This window comes from Streptomyces thermospinosisporus, assembly GCF_039526425.1.
GTDB classification, from domain to species: domain Bacteria; phylum Actinomycetota; class Actinomycetes; order Streptomycetales; family Streptomycetaceae; genus Streptomyces; species Streptomyces thermocarboxydovorans.
The window spans coordinates 1-14,075 of sequence record NZ_BAAAIZ010000040.1 but is presented as its reverse complement, the minus strand read 5'-3'; the positions used below and the strand labels follow the sequence as shown (position 1 = coordinate 14,075).

Genomic DNA, 14,075 nt, shown 5'->3' with positions numbered 1-14,075 from the left:
CATGTGATCCGTCGACGGCGCCCCGCCCCCGGTATCCGGCAGGCGGGGCGCCGTCGCGTCCGTCGTCTCGTGTCCCTCGTCTGTCCGGAACCTTCCCGTTCACTGCCCGTGCGAGGGACCATGGGACTGACACGGTTGTTCGAGGAAGGCGACGGGGATGTCCGAGAGGGACCACGAGGAGCGGGAGTTCGATCTCAAGTGGGCTGAGCAGGCGCAGCACAAGGAGCCCTCGGCCCGGGCCCGCATGCTCGCTGCCCGCTGGAAGCACGACCCGCCCGGCCCGGTCCCCTTCCGCGCCGACCCGGAGCACACCTCCCGAGTGCGCCGCCGCTCCTCCTGGGTGTCCACAGCCGTGGTCCTCGGCGCCGTCGCCCTGGTGATCATCCTCCTCGGCTACCTCGATTTCCAGCCGTACTGATGTCCGGCCGTACTGACGGTGTGAGGTCGGGGCGGGGCCGATACCGGCCCCGCCCCGACCTCTTCGCCGTCCGCTGTCAGCGGTTGTAGCGCATGAAGGCGCGGACCATGTGGCAGGTGGTGTCCGACGGCGGGTGGACGCCGATCAGCTCGGCGGTGCTGCGTATCGTCTCGTTGCGGGCCTGTTCGGGCAGGTAGACGCCGGAGTCGAGGAGGGCGATGGCCAGGCGCATCGCCTTCAGGCGGCGGTTGTGGGTGATGTACCACTGGCGCGGGCGGCCCGGCGGCAGCGGGCGCTTCTCCACGGGGGCGCAGGGCATCTCGAGCAGGACGGGACGCTTGGCGGTGGACTGGGTGGGCAGGGGCTTCGGCTTCAGTGCGGCAGCGGGCACAGGCATCCTCCTGTCGCGGTGAGGGCGGCCCGCCGGAGACCTCGGCGACCCCGGTGCCCGCCCTCGAACACTTCCTCAATTCTACTGCCCGGCACTGACAATCGGGGAGCGTGAGGAGTCGTCAAATGCCCAGGTGGAGCGGCGGTTTGGGGGTGCAGTGCGGGGGCTGGCGGGGGTGGTGGGGTGGTGTGGGAAATCGAACACGGGGTGGGTGGTACGGGGCCGGGGTGAGGGTGTCGGCATCACCCCGGCCCCGCGTGCCTAGGCAGCTCGCGGCACGGTTGGTTCCGGGTCCGCGATGTGCAGGGAGCGGCCGGCTCCCAGGTCCGTGAGGATCGCTTCCGATGCCCGGTGGGCCGAGTGCAGGGCGCCCTGGACGGTGCTGGTGTCCCGGTGGTCGCCGCACACGTACAGGCCCGCCAGCAGGCGCACCGGGCGGTGCAGGTCGTGGGGCGGGCGCATCATCGGGACGGCCTCGGCGGTGTGATGGACGGCGAGGGTCTCCCAGCGGGCCGTCGGCGTGCCGTAGAGCCGGGCCAGATGCAGGCGTACGGACGTGTCGAGGTGGGGCGTGGCGTGCCCCAGGACGGTCGAGGAGATCAGCGTGCGCCCGGCGGGGGCACGGGTGGGGTCGACCCGGCTGACCACCGCGGTGTGGGCGACGGGCCCGCCCCGGTCGGCGTCCAGCAGGAGCGAGGCGCCGGTGCCGGGCGGCTCGTCGGTGGTGTGGTGCAGCACCGTCACGGGATGCGCGTCGGGCACCCGCAGGCCGGGCAGCAGCTCGGCCGCGGACCGCGCGTCCGTCGCGATCAGCACCGCACGGCAGCGGAACTCGCCGTGCTCCTCCGTGGTCACCGAGGTCGTCGAGACGGAGGTGACACGGACCCCGGTGTGCACCGTGGCCGGCGGCAGGCCGCGCAGCAGCAGCTCCGGCAGCGCCTCGGCGCCCCCCTCCGGCAGGCACAGCCGCCCGCTCGCGAAGGCGCGCAGCGCCAGGTCCGCGCACCGGCTGGAGGTGGTCAGATCCGGGTCGCACAGCAGCGCGGCCAGCAGGGGACGCAGAAAGCCGTCGATGGTGCGCGCCGGCAGGCCGCGCGCCACCAGTGCCTCGGCGGCCGTCAGTTCGGGCCGGGCCAGCAGCCGCTCCACCGGAGTGCCCGCCAGCCTGGTGAACGCGGCACCCAGCCGGGCCTGGTCGACCGCCGTGCCCAGCGGGGCTCCGGTACGGCTCCGCGGCAGCGAGACCTGCCAGCCGGGCACCGCGACCGGCCGCCGTGGCGCGGACCCCGACCGGGGGGCGCCGGCAAGGGCGCGCACCGCATGAAGTGCGCCCCTTGCGCCCCCCGCGCCCGCCGGTACGCCGGCACGGTGATGCCGGCCGTCGCTGTGCAGCAGGACTCCGGGGGCGAACGGGCGCAGGACCAGCCCCTCCAGCCCCGGGGCCTGACGCAGTTCCGGACAGGCCGTGGACAGCAGCTGCCCCATCCGGTCCAGCCGGAAGCCGTCGACCTTCTCGGTCGCCATGCGGCCTCCCACCGTGGCGGCGGCCTCCAGGACCGTGGTGGTGATGCCTGCGCTGGTCAGTCGTCGCGCCGCGGCGAGTCCGGCGATCCCGGCCCCCACGACGACGACGTCCGCCTGGTACGTGGGCTCAAGCACGTGCCCCTCCTCGAGGTTGCGCGGACGCTGGACGGGTCATGCCCTCAACACGCCCAAGGAATACCCGAGTTCTGCTCGAGGTTAGAGGCGTGATCGGGCGCCGGGGGTCGCGCATCGACGGGGGCACGGGCGCACGACGGTCGCACGGACGTACCCGTACGGTCGTCGGGCGTCACGTCCGTCCCGGCGCAGGACGCACCGGTACGGTCATTGGGCGTCACCTCCGTCCCGGCGCACGGCGCCCCCGTTCCCGCTCCTCACAGCGCCGCCCGGATCGCCCCCTCGATGTCCGGGAAGGCGAACCGGAAGCCGGACTCCAGCAGCCGCTTCGGCATCACCCGGGCACTGCCCAGCACGTCCCCGGCCATCTCGCCCAGCACCGCGCGCAGCACCGGCGCAGGCACTGTGAACACCGCAGGCCGGCGCAGCACCCGGGCCATCGCCTCGGTGATCTCACGGTTGGTCAGCGGCTCAGGGGCGGTCAGATTGAACGGACCGGACAGATCCTCCCGGTCCAGCAGATGCCGCAGCGCGGCCACCTCGTCGTGCAGGGCGATGAAGGACCAGTACTGGCCGCCGCTGCCCAGCCGCCCGCCGAGCCCCGCACGGAACAGCGGGAACAGCCGCCCCCAGGCCCCGCCCCCGCGCGCCACCACAAGACCGGTCCGGGCGAACACCGTCCGCACGCCCGCCTCCTGGGCCGGCGCCGTCGCGCCCTCCCACTCCACGCACACCTGCGGCAGAAAACCCTCCCCGGGCGGCGCGCTCTCGTCGACGATCCGGTCGCCGGTCTCGCCGTAGTAGCCGATCGCGCTGCCGTTGACGAACACCCGGGGCCGCACCTCCTCGGGCAGCCCCGCGACCGCCTCGGCCAGCGCGGCCGTGCCGCGCACCCGGCTGGTCCGGATCCGCGCCTTGTACTCGGGCGTCCACCGCCGGTCGCCCACCCCCGCCCCGGCCAGATTGACCACGGCGGCGCAGCCCGCCAGCCCGTCCGCGTCCACCGTGCCCCGCTCGGGATCCCAGCGGACCTCGTCCGCCCCCCGGGGCGCGCCCCGCACCAGACGCACCACCCGGTGCCCGTCCGCCGTCAGGGACCGCACCAGGGCGCTGCCGATGAGACCGGAGCCGCCGGCCACCGCGATTCGGGAAGCTTCCATGGACCTCATCCTCCCCCGCGCCCTGAGAAAGGCACGCGGGAGAGGCACGGGGAGGTACGGCCGGGGCGTGCCGAGGTACGCGGAGGGGCTGCTTGGACGTACGCGGAAAAGCAGATGGGGGACGGTCGTTGCCCGGAATACAGTGACGCTCATGTCCGAGCCGCTGATACGCACCGCACGCCCCGACGACGAGGCGGAACTGGCCCGACTCGACCGCGACACCTGGTCACCGCTGCACGCGGTCACCCCGCCGCCCCGGCCCCCGTACGAGCCCTTCTTCCGCGAGCACGCCGGGCCCGGCGACCATCTCGTCGCCGAGTACGACGGCCGGATCGTGGGCTTTGTGCGGCTCGGGCATCCGACGCCCCTCGCGTCCAACGCGCACGTGCGGCAGATCCGCGGCCTCGCCGTCGCCGAGGAGGTCCGCGGCAAGGGCATCGGCCGGGCGCTGCTGCGGGCCGCCGTCGCCGACGCCCGGGCGCGCGGCTTCCGCCGCATCACCTTGCGCGTCCTCGGGCACAACGCGCCCGCCCGCGCCCTCTACGAGTCCGAGGGCTTCGTCGTCGAGGGCGTCCAGCCGGGGGAGTTCCACGTGGACGGCCGGTACGTCGACGACGTGCTGATGGGGCAGTCGCTGCTCCCGGAGACCCCGGAGACCCCGGAGACCCCGGAGACCCCGGAGACCCCGGAGACCCCGGAGACCCCGGAGACCCCGGAGACCTCGGAGACTACGGAGACGGGGACGGAGACGGGGACGGCAGGGCCGCCTTCACCCGGCAGCGACAGCGACAGAGACCGGGGCGGGCGCTAGGAGGTGACCAGTTCGCCCGTGTCCACCGGCGCCGTGGCCTGCTGTGCGCGCCGGGCCTCGTCGGCCACCTCGGCCGCCGTCAGCACGTAGCCGGTCTCGGCGTCCGAGGTGGAGCGGGCGAACACCACGCCGTACACCCGGCCGTCGGTGGTCAGCAGCGGGCCGCCGGAGTTGCCGGGGCGGACCGTGGAACGGATCGAGTAGATCTCGCGGGTGACCGTCCCGTCGTTGTAGATGTTCTGGCCCCTGGCCTGCACCCGGCCCGCGACCGTGGCCGCCTGCAGATTCAGATCGCCGTCCTGCGGATACCCGGCGACCACCGCCGAGTCGCCCCGGTCGGCGTCCTGCTCGAACCGCAGCACCGGCGCCCGCAGACCGGGCACGTACAGCACGGCCACGTCCTTCTGCGGGTCGAACAGCACCACCCGCGCCTGGTACGTCCGGCCCACGCCGCCGACCCGCACCGTCGGCTCGTCGATCCCGGCCACCACATGCGCGTTGGTCATCACATGCTCCCGCGCGTACACGAAGCCGCTGCCCTCACGGCCCTGGGTGCCGGCGACGCCCTCCACCTTCACCGTGCTGCGCTGCGCCGCCCTGGTCGCCGCCGGGGTGACGCTGTCCCCGGAGGGCTCGGCGACCTCGGCGGTCGACTCGCTCTCGAACGGGTTGAACACCTGGGGGAAGCCCGCCTCGGTCAGCGCCGAGGTGGCGCGGGAGAACCACGCCGGGGTGGTGTCCGGCATCGCGTCGTGCACCGCGCCGAGCACCCGTGAGTCCCGGATCGCCGAGGTGATCAGCGGTGACGAGGAGACGGCCAGCACCGACGCGGCCACCCACGCCACGATCAGCACCGCCACCGAGTTGGCCACCGCCCCGCCGACGCCGTCCGCCACCCGCAGCGGGCCCCGGTCCAGCTCCCGGCGCAGCCGCAGCGCCAGCCGCCCCGCCAGCTCGTGGCCCACCGCCGCCGGCACCAGCACCGTCACCACGGCCGTCAGTGTCGCCCTGGTGGTGCCCGGCGTGACCAGGTCCATCACCCACGGCAGGATCCACACACCGACGACCGCACCGCCCACGAACCCCGCCAGCGACACACAGCCGGCCAGCAGCCCGCGCCGGTAACCGGAGGCCGCGTAGGCCAGGACGACCAGCGCCAGCAGGATGTCGAGCAGTTCCACGCACGTCGCCTTTCTCTCGGGCCGGCACGTTCCGCGCGGGAGCGGCCTACGGGACCTCTCATACGTGGGGGAGCGGCCCTGTGATCAGCCACGCGCGCGGCCGGCCGCCGGACGCGGCGGCCTCACACGCATGCACACGGGAAAACGACGCGCACCCGGACGATGGTTCCACCAGGTGGCAGAACACACATCGCGGGCGGCGGCGATCGGACTCACAGTGGTCCCATGCGTTTCGTCAGGAGATCACGGGGGGAGCGAAGACGCCGCGCCTCCCGGATATCCGGCGGGCCCGGCACCCCGGGTCTGCCACGGGCCGTCACGGTGACGCTGGCCTGTCTGCCGGGGGCCGCCGCGGCCGCCGCACTGGTGCTGTGCGCGTACGGCGTGGAGAACGCCGCCGGACGCCCGGCCGGGGCCACCGGCCCCACCCCGCCCGCGTTCACCGCGCCCCGCCCGCCGGTCCAGCCCCGCTCCGTCTGGCTGGCCGGCGCGCAGCGCGAGCAGCCGCCGCCGCGCTACGACGACAAGGTCGTCGCCGTCTTCATCCACCACACCGACTCGCCCAACGGCTACGACTGCGCCGACGCGCCCCGCATCATCCGCTCCCTCTACGAGGGGCAGACCGCCGGCCGCGACTGGGACGACCTCGGCTACAACTTCGTCGTCGACCGCTGCGGCACCATCTACGAGGGCCGCGCCGGAGGCGTCGACCGGCCCGTCACCGGGGCGCACACCCAGGGCTTCAACCACCGCACCACGGGCATCGCCGCGCTCGGCACGTTCACCGCCGGGGTCGAGGTGCCGGAGGAGATGCTGCGGTCGATCGCCGCGGTGGCCGCCTGGAAGCTCGGCACGTCCGGCACCGACCCGCGCGGCGAGGTGCGGCTGGTCTCCAGCAACGGCGGCAGCCGGTACGCGGCCGGCACCACCGCCACCCTTCCCGCCCTCGCGGGCCACAGCGACGGCTACATGACCGACTGCCCGGGCGCGGCGCTGCACGCCCGGCTGCCCGAGATCAGAGCACTCGCCGCCCGCTTCCAGGGCCGGCCCGCCACCGCTCAGGCGGTGCCCGGCGCCGGCCGGGCGGGCGACGACCGGTACGCCGTACCGCCATCACCGGCGGACGTCACAGCAGCAGAACCGAGGTGGGGCCGATGAACACCGGCAACGACCCGCGTCCCCGAAGTACCAGCTGGGCGGACGTCCTGCGCGGCCCGTGGTCGGCGCTGTGCGCCGCGGCGGCCGTCGTCCTGGGCCCGGCGGCCCACACGGCGTCCACCCTCATGCAGGCCAATGCCGCCCCGCGCCATCAGGCGCTCGCCGAGGACCGCGACAAGGCGGGCGCGGGCGCGCTGGGCGGCGGCCCGCATCCGTGAGGACGCCCGTGGCCCCGGTGTCCGTTCAGCTGCGGAAGCGGGACCACAGGCGGGGGTAGCGCTCGGCGAGCGCGGCGTCGTCCTCGAAGTCGATCGGGGTGCCGGCCGGCTCCCCCGGCGCGGGCGGCAGCTCCAGATCGGGTGCCACGGTCCCGGTGAGCTGCTCGTACGCCTCGTCCGCCGCGTAGCCGAGCTCCTCGCCGTCGCCGTCGATCTCCTCGTCGAAGTCGTCGAGCAACTCGGCGAGCTCGTCCGGGTCGTTGTGCAGGGCGCCCTCGAACACCTCGCGGCCCTGGCCGATCAGCCAGCAGCGGAAGAAGTCGAACGCGTCGTCGCTGGCGCCGTCCAGCAGCACCCAGGCGGCGCCCCACAGGTCCCAGGTGTAGGCGCGGTGATAGCGGGACTCGAAGTGACGGGCGAAGTCCAGCACGGACTCCGGGTCCAGCTGCACCAGCCGCTCCACCAGCAGGTCTGCCTGCTCCTCGGGGTCACCCCCGGCGTCCTCGCGGGCGGCGTCGATCAGCTCCCAGAACTGCGCTTCGTCCATCACGGCTCCAGCATCGGCCCTGGGGACCGGGGACGCACCCGGAGTGCAGGGATCGGATTGCCGGATGCGCCCGTGGGGCTCACCGGGGGCGGTACAGCTCGGCCAGGCGGGCCGCCTCCGCGGCGAAGCGCTCGCGCAGGCTCTCGGGGGCGAGCACCTCCACCTCCGCTCCGAGCGCGGTCAGTTGGGTGTGGGCGACCTCCTCGGACTCCACCGGCAGGGTCAGCGTCACCCAGCCGTCCTGGTCCGGCTCGCCCGCCGCGGCCAGGGCCTCCCGGGCGGACATCGGGTCCACGGCGTGCGGCAGCCGGCGGGCGCCCTCCTCCGACAGCCGCACCACCACCTCGGCGCGCAGGATCGAGCGGGCGAACTGCTCCGCCCGCTCCTCCCAGAACGCGGGCAGGTCGAAGTCCTCAGCGCGCTCGAAGCGGTCCTCGCCCGGCTCGACGGAGGTGAAGCGGTCGATGCGGTAGACGCGACAGGACTCGCGTCCGGCGACGCGGGCGCAGAGGTACCAGACGCCCGCCTTCAGCACGAGCCCGTACGGCTCCAGTTCGCGCCGCACCTCGTGCTCGCCGCGGCGGTAGCGGGCGGTGATCCGGCGGTCGTCCCACACCGCGTCCGCCACGGCGGGCAGCAGTTCCGGTGTCTTCGGCTCGCGGAACCAGTTCGGGGCGTCGAGGTGGAAGCGCTGGGCGGCGGTGCGGGAGGCGTCCCGCAGGGAGGGGAGGAGGGCGGCCGACACCTTCAGCCGTGCCGCCGAGGCGGCGTCCTCCAGCCCCATCTCCCTCAGTGCGGCCGGTACGCCGGAGAGGAACAGGGCCTCGGCCTCGCTGCGGGCCAGGCCGGTCAGCCGGGTGCGGTAGCCGCCGACCAGCCGGTAGCCCCCGGCCCGGCCCCGGTCCGCGTACACCGGCACCCCTGCCTCGGACAGCGCCTGCGCATCCCGGGTCACCGTGCGCTCGGACACCTCCAGCTCCCGCGCGAGCTCGGCGGCGGTCATGGAGGCGCGGTTCTGAAGCAGCAGCACCATCTTGATGAGCCGAGCAGCACGCATGCGCCCATCATGCCGCTCCCCTCCGACACCGGCCCCGCCTCCTTCCCTCGCCCCCGCCGCCCCTACCCGTCCCACCCCCGGGGGGCTCCGCCCCCGGACCCCCACTTCGGGGCTTTCGTCCCGGACGCCACTTGGGGCTGCGCCGTGGCTCCCCGCCTCGGGGGCTGCGCGCCCGGCCCTCCCACTTCGGGGCTTTCGTCCCGGACGCCACTTGGGGCTGCGCCGTGGCTCCCCGCCTCGGGGGCTGGCCCCCGAACCCGCCCCGGGGCTCCGCCCCCCGAACCCCGACTTGCGAACGGCAGAGCAACAGTGCGGCGGTGGCCGCCTTCGAGGGGCTGGTGATGTGAGAACGCCGGACGGCGTGGGATTGCCGTCCGGCGTTTCGGCGTTTCGGCCGAGTGAGTCGGGTGGTGGGTGGGCATGGGCCCGGGGGGCCGGGGGCGGAGCCCCCGGGGAGGCGTACTCCCACCGGGGTGCACCCCGTCGGTGGCCTACAGGCCGTACTTCTCGCGGGCTTCCTTCAGGGACGTTGCCTTGATTTCGCCGCGGCGGGCGAGCTGGGCCAGGGAGGCGACGACGATGGACTCCGCGTCGACGCCGAAGTGGCGGCGGGCCGCCTCGCGCGTGTCGGAGAGGCCGAAGCCGTCCGCGCCCAGCGAGGACCAGTCCTGCTCGACCCACTGCGCGATCTGGTCCGGCACCTGCCGCATGTAGTCGGAGACCGCCAGCACGGGGCCCTCCGCCCCCGCCAGCGCGCGCCGCACGAACGGCACCCGCTCCTCGCCCCGCAGCAGCGCCTCGTCCGCCTCCATGGCGTCCCGGCGCAGCTCGCTCCAGGACGTGGCCGACCAGACGTCGGCCGCCACGCCCCACTCCTCCGCCAGCTTCCGCTGCGCGTCCAGCGCCCAGTGGATCGCCGTACCGGAGCCGAGCAGCTGGATCCGCGGCGCGTTGGCCGGGACGCTCAGGCCCGCCGACTCCGCGGTGTTGAAGCGGTACAGGCCCTTGACGATGCCCTCGTCGATGCCGGGCAGGGCCGGCTTGGCCGGCTGCCGCAGCGGCTCGTTGTAGACGGTCAGGTAGTAGAAGACGTCGGGGTCCTCGCCGGGCGCGGTCTCGCCGTACATGCGGCGCAGGCCGTCCTTGACGATCGCCGCGACCTCGTAGGCGAAGGCCGGGTCGTAGGTCAGGGCCGCCGGGTTGGTGGCGGCGATGACGGGGGAGTGGCCGTCGGCGTGCTGCAGGCCCTCACCGGTCAGCGTGGTGCGGCCCGCCGTCGCGCCGACGAGGAAGCCGCGGCCGAGCTGGTCGCCGAGCTGCCACATCTGGTCGGCGGTCCGCTGCCAGCCGAACATCGAGTAGAAGATGTAGAACGGGATCATCGGCTCGCCGTGCGTCGCGTACGACGTGGCGGCGGCGATGAAGTCGGCCATCGAACCGGCCTCGGTGATCCCCTCGTTGAGGATCTGGCCGTTCTTGGCCTCCTTGTAGTACATCAGCTGGTCGCGGTCGACCGGCTCGTACGTCTGGCCCTTGGGCGAGTAGATGCCGAGGGACGGGAAGAGCGACTCCATGCCGAAGGTGCGCGCCTCGTCGGGGACGATCGGCACCCAGCGCTTGCCGGTCTCCTTGTCGCGGACCAGGTCCTTGACCAGGCGGACGAAGGCCATGGTGGTCGCGACCTTCTGCGAGCCCGAGCCCTTGTCGAAGGCGGCGAAGGCCTTCTCGGCGGGCGCCGGCAGCGGCGCGACCGGGTGGACGCGGCGGGCCGGGGCCGGACCGCCGAGGGCGGCGCGGCGCTCCTGCAGGTAGCGGACCTCGGGGGAGTCGGCGCCGGGGTGGCCGTAGGGCACCACGCCGTCGACGAAGTCGCTGTCCTTGATGGGCAGGCCCAGGCGGTCGCGCATCGCCTTGAACTCGTCCACCGTCAGCTTCTTCATCTGGTGGTTGGCGTTCTTGGAGGCGAAGCCCTCACCGAGGGTGTGGCCCTTGACCGTCTGGGCCAGGATCACGGTCGGCGCGCCCTTGTGGGCGAGCGCGGCCTTGTAGGCGGCGTACACCTTGCGCGGCTCGTGGCCGCCGCGCGAGACATGGAAGCACTCGAGGATCTTGTCATCGCTCAGCAGCTTCGCCATCTCGACGAGCGCCGGGTCCTTGCCGAAGAAGTCCTCGCGGATGTAGTCGGCGCTGCGCGTCTGGTACGTCTGGATCTGCGCGTCCGGCACCTCGCGCAGCCGGCGTACCAGCGCGCCGGTGGTGTCGAGCTGGAACAGCTCGTCCCAGGCGGTGCCCCACAGCGTCTTGATGACGTTCCAGCCGGCGCCGCGGAACTGGGCCTCCAGCTCCTGCACGATCTTGAAGTTGGCGCGCACCGGGCCGTCGAGGCGCTGCAGGTTGCAGTTGATGACGAAGGTGAGGTTGTCCAGCTCCTCGCGGGCGGCGAGCGCGAGGGCGGCCGTCGACTCGGGCTCGTCCATCTCGCCGTCGCCGAGGAAGGCCCACACGTGGGAGCCGGAGGTGTCCTTGATGCCGCGGTTGGTCAGGTAGCGGTTGAAGCGGGCCTGGTAGATCGCGGAGAGCGGGCCGAGGCCCATGGAGACGGTGGGGAACTCCCACAGCCAGGGCAGGCGCCGCGGGTGCGGGTAGGAGGGCAGGCCGTTGCCGCCGGCCTCGCGGCGGAAGTTGTCCAGCTGCTCCTCGCTGATCCGGCCGTCGAGGAAGGCGCGGGCGTAGATGCCGGGGGAGGCGTGGCCCTGGATGTAGAGCTGGTCGCCGGAGCCGTCGGACTCCTTGCCGCGGAAGAAGTGGTTGAAGCCGGTCTCGTAGAGCCAGGCCGCGGAGGCGAAGGTGGCGATGTGGCCGCCGACGCCGTATTTGCTGCCGCGGGTCACCATCGCCGCCGCGTTCCAGCGGTTCCAGGCGGTGATCCGGGCCTCCATCTCCTCGTCGCCGTCCACGGCGGGCTCGGCGGCGGTGGGGATGGTGTTGACGTAGTCGGTCTCGAGCAGCTTGGGCAGCGCGATGCCGGCGCCCTCGGCGCGCTCCAGCGTGCGCCGCATCAGGTATGCGGCACGGTGCGGGCCGGCCGCCTTGGCGACCGCGTCCAGCGAGGCCTGCCATTCGGCAGTCTCCTCCGGGTCCCGGTCCGGGAGCTGGTCGAGCGCGCTCGGCTGGATGGCGTTGGGGTCGGTCATGTCGCCGCCTTCCTCAGTCGAAGGGGGTCCCTCATCGGTAAGGGTTCGGGGGTGCCCTTGGTCTTTGGCAGGACAGGGCGGAGGGGCTTGGGTGCAAGCCTCGCGTGGACTGTAACCCCCTGATCGATGATCGATCAAAGGCTTGCGAGGTAAAACCTCGTGATTCCAAGAAAGTCGGCACGCGGTGCCTGCGTTTGTGGCACCCGGTGACGCTTCGGACCATGGTTTTCGCAGGTCATGGCGCCGTTTGAGCAACGGTCCGCTCACTCGGCGGCCCACAGCACCAGGGGAGGGGAAGGCGTGCTGATGGCCGGGGAAGTACACCGCCACGTGCCGGGCGTTGACCGAGGTTCCCGGCGGCAGTCGGCGGCCGGGGTGCACCTGGCCCGGTAGGGCTCGGGGCCCGGCCCGGGATTCGGGCCGGTCAGGCAGGCCGGTAAGGCAGGCCGGTCAGGCGCGCGGTGCGCAGCCCAGGACGTGGGACTTGACCAGGTCGGCGATGCGCGGGTCGCGGCGCTTGAAGGCTGCGACCAGTTCCTCGTGCTCCTCCGCGTAGGACTGCTGCACCGTGCCCAGCCAGCGGATGGACAGCGCGGTGAACACCTCGATGCCCAGGCCCTCCCAGGTGTGCAGCAGCACGGAGTTGTCGGCGGCGCGGACCAGCTCGCGGTGGAAGCCGACCGTGTGGCGCACCTGGGCCGTGCCGTCGGCGGCGCGGTCGGCCTCGTAGAGGGCGGCCACGTGCGGCTCCAGCGCCGAGCAGTCCTCCGCCAGGCGGTCGGCCGCGAGTTCCGCGGCGATGGCCTCCAGACCGGCCCGGACCGGGTAGCTCTCCTCCAGGTCGGCGGCGGTCAGATTGCGGACGCGTACGCCCTTGTTGGGCGCGGACTCGATCAGGCGCAGGGACTCCAGCTCGCGCAGCGCCTCCCGGACCGGGGTCTGGCTGACCTCCAGCTCGGTGGCGATCCGCCGCTCCACGATGCGCTCCCCCGGCTGCCAGCGCCCGCTGATGATCCCTTCCAGGATGTGCTCGCGGATCTGCTCGCGCAGCGAGTGGATGACGGGCGCGGTCATGGGGGGCTCCTTCAGGGAGGGCTTCGACGTTTAGACAATACGGCGGCCGCGCCCCCCGTGAAGGTCGCGCGAGGGTGCTTTCGCGCAGGTGAGACGAGTCGCACAGTGGCCCGCACCCCCTGCGGGCGCCCCCGGACACGCCGGTGCCCCCGCCCGGAAACGCCAGGCAGGGGCACCGATGCGGGCAGGCGGAGTGCGGCTTACAGGCCGAGCTCCACCTCGAACTCGCCGGCCTCCAGGATGGCCTTGACCGCCGTCAGGTAGCGGGCCGCGTCGGCACCGTCGACCAGGCGGTGGTCGTAGGAGAGCGTCAGGTACGTCATGTCCCGGACGCCGATGACCGGGCCGTCCTCGGTCTCGATGACCGCCGGACGCTTCACCGTGGCACCGATGCCGAGGATGGCGACCTGGCCCGGCGGGACGATGATCGTGTCGAACAGGGCGCCGCGGGAACCGGTGTTGCTGATGGTGAAGGTCGCGCCGGACAGCTCGTCCGGGGTGATCTTGTTGCTGCGGACCTTGCCCGCCAGCTCCGCCGTGGCCTTGGCGATACCGGCGAGGTTGAGGTCGCCGGCGTTCTTGATGACCGGGGTCATCAGGCCCTTCTCGGAGTCCACCGCGATACCGATGTTCTCGGTGTCGAAGTAGGTGATGGTCCCCTCGGCCTCGTTGATCTTGGCGTTGATGACCGGGTGGGCCTTCAGCGCCTGGGCCGCGGCCTTGACGAAGAACGGCATCGGGGAGAGCTTCACGCCCTCACGCGCCTGGAACGCGTCCTTGGCCTGGGCGCGCAGCTTCATCAGGCGGGTGACGTCGACCTCGACCACCGAGGACAGCTGGGCCTGCTCGTGCAGGGCCTTGACCATGTTGTCGCCGATGACCTTGCGGATCCGCGGCATCTTCACGGTCTGGCCGCGCAGCGGGGAGGCCTCGAGGACCGGGGTCTTCTTCTGGCCGGCCGGGGCTGCGGCGGCCGGAGCCGGGGCAGCGGCGGCGGCCTTGGCGGCCTCGGCGGCGGCCAGGACGTCCTGCTTGCGGATACGGCCGCCGACACCCGTGCCCTTGACGGTGGACAGGTCGACGCCGTTCTCGGCGGCGAGCTTGCGCACCAGCGGGGTGACGTAGGCGCCCTCGTCGGTCGGCCGGGCGGCGGCAGGCTCCGCCGGAGCCGGGGCGGCCGGCTGCGGGGCCGGGGCGGGAGCCGCGG

Annotated in this window: 12 protein-coding genes and 1 pseudogene; 4 read left to right on the top strand and 9 right to left on the bottom strand. The window is 73.3% G+C overall.

All coding sequences use genetic code 11. From position 1 onward, the window contains the following. The first annotated feature begins 157 nt into the window (after positions 1–157). Positions 158–418 carry an SCO2583/SCO2584 N-terminal domain-containing protein gene (locus ABD207_RS14750; RefSeq protein WP_344013187.1) on the top strand — a complete coding sequence of 87 codons (261 nt, stop codon included), beginning with the start codon at positions 158–160 and terminating at the stop codon, positions 416–418. Between the two features lie 76 nt (positions 419–494). Here ABD207_RS14750 and ABD207_RS14745 read toward each other — a convergent pair whose 3' ends face one another. From ABD207_RS14745 to ABD207_RS14735, 3 genes are all read right to left on the bottom strand, one after another. Then, on the bottom strand, positions 495–809 hold the full coding sequence (locus ABD207_RS14745) for a hypothetical protein (RefSeq protein WP_344000449.1): 315 nt from the start codon (positions 807–809) through the stop codon (positions 495–497). A 261-nt stretch (positions 810–1,070) separates the two neighbouring features. Then, positions 1,071–2,468, bottom strand: coding sequence for an NAD(P)/FAD-dependent oxidoreductase (locus ABD207_RS14740; protein WP_344013186.1), 1,398 nt, complete (start codon positions 2,466–2,468; stop codon positions 1,071–1,073). A 257-nt stretch (positions 2,469–2,725) separates the two neighbouring features. Continuing rightward, positions 2,726–3,628 (bottom strand): TIGR01777 family oxidoreductase, encoded by a 903-nt coding sequence (locus ABD207_RS14735; protein WP_344013185.1) that lies wholly within the window; start codon positions 3,626–3,628, stop codon positions 2,726–2,728. A gap of 151 nt (positions 3,629–3,779) precedes the next feature. On the opposite strand from ABD207_RS14735, the pseudogene ABD207_RS14730 reads away from it, so the two are divergent. Beyond that, a pseudogene (locus ABD207_RS14730) lies at positions 3,780–4,265 on the top strand (GNAT family N-acetyltransferase); the annotation flags it as partial. 170 nt (positions 4,266–4,435) lie between these two features. On the opposite strand, the gene ABD207_RS14725 reads toward ABD207_RS14730, so the two are convergent. Then, positions 4,436–5,620, bottom strand: coding sequence for a MarP family serine protease (locus ABD207_RS14725; protein WP_344013183.1), 1,185 nt, complete (start codon positions 5,618–5,620; stop codon positions 4,436–4,438). Positions 5,621–5,845: 225 nt separating this feature from the next. Between ABD207_RS14725 and ABD207_RS14720 the strand changes: the two genes are divergently transcribed. After that, positions 5,846–6,778, top strand: coding sequence for a peptidoglycan recognition protein family protein (locus ABD207_RS14720; protein WP_425580723.1), 933 nt, complete (start codon positions 5,846–5,848; stop codon positions 6,776–6,778). Then, positions 6,775–6,996 (top strand): hypothetical protein, encoded by a 222-nt coding sequence (locus ABD207_RS14715; protein WP_344013182.1) that lies wholly within the window; start codon positions 6,775–6,777, stop codon positions 6,994–6,996. Before ABD207_RS14720 ends, ABD207_RS14715 begins: the two co-directional genes overlap by 4 nt. A gap of 25 nt (positions 6,997–7,021) precedes the next feature. Here the strand turns inward: ABD207_RS14715 and ABD207_RS14710 are convergent, their stop codons facing one another. The 5 genes from ABD207_RS14710 to sucB form a co-directional block, all read right to left on the bottom strand. After that, the gene (locus ABD207_RS14710; protein WP_344013180.1) at positions 7,022–7,543 is read right to left on the bottom strand and encodes a DUF4240 domain-containing protein; all 522 of its coding nucleotides are present in this window, start codon (positions 7,541–7,543) and stop codon (positions 7,022–7,024) included. Positions 7,544–7,622: 79 nt separating this feature from the next. Further along, positions 7,623–8,600, bottom strand: a complete 978-nt coding sequence (locus ABD207_RS14705; RefSeq protein WP_344013178.1) for a helix-turn-helix transcriptional regulator — start codon at positions 8,598–8,600, stop codon at positions 7,623–7,625. Between the two features lie 491 nt (positions 8,601–9,091). Next, positions 9,092–11,794, bottom strand: coding sequence for a pyruvate dehydrogenase (acetyl-transferring), homodimeric type (gene aceE / locus ABD207_RS14700; RefSeq protein WP_344013175.1), 2,703 nt, complete (start codon positions 11,792–11,794; stop codon positions 9,092–9,094). A gap of 450 nt (positions 11,795–12,244) precedes the next feature. Next, complete coding sequence (locus ABD207_RS14695) at positions 12,245–12,868, bottom strand: GntR family transcriptional regulator (RefSeq protein ID WP_344000468.1); 624 nt, start codon at positions 12,866–12,868, stop codon at positions 12,245–12,247. A 200-nt stretch (positions 12,869–13,068) separates the two neighbouring features. Further along, on the bottom strand, positions 13,069–14,075 hold a 1,007-nt coding region (gene sucB / locus ABD207_RS14690), incomplete at its 5' end, for a 2-oxoglutarate dehydrogenase, E2 component, dihydrolipoamide succinyltransferase (protein ID WP_344013173.1).

Coding starts and splice junctions, on each gene's coding strand:
- ABD207_RS14750 (WP_344013187.1), top strand. CDS start 158: ATGTCCGAGAGGGACCACGAGGAGCGGGAGTTCGATCTCAAGTGGGCT.
- ABD207_RS14735 (WP_344013185.1), bottom strand. CDS start 3,628: ATGGAAGCTTCCCGAATCGCGGTGGCCGGCGGCTCCGGTCTCATCGGC.
- ABD207_RS14720 (WP_425580723.1), top strand. CDS start 5,846: ATGCGTTTCGTCAGGAGATCACGGGGGGAGCGAAGACGCCGCGCCTCC.
- ABD207_RS14715 (WP_344013182.1), top strand. CDS start 6,775: ATGAACACCGGCAACGACCCGCGTCCCCGAAGTACCAGCTGGGCGGAC.
- ABD207_RS14710 (WP_344013180.1), bottom strand. CDS start 7,543: ATGGACGAAGCGCAGTTCTGGGAGCTGATCGACGCCGCCCGCGAGGAC.
- ABD207_RS14705 (WP_344013178.1), bottom strand. CDS start 8,600: ATGCGTGCTGCTCGGCTCATCAAGATGGTGCTGCTGCTTCAGAACCGC.
- aceE (WP_344013175.1), bottom strand. CDS start 11,794: ATGACCGACCCCAACGCCATCCAGCCGAGCGCGCTCGACCAGCTCCCG.
- ABD207_RS14695 (WP_344000468.1), bottom strand. CDS start 12,868: ATGACCGCGCCCGTCATCCACTCGCTGCGCGAGCAGATCCGCGAGCAC.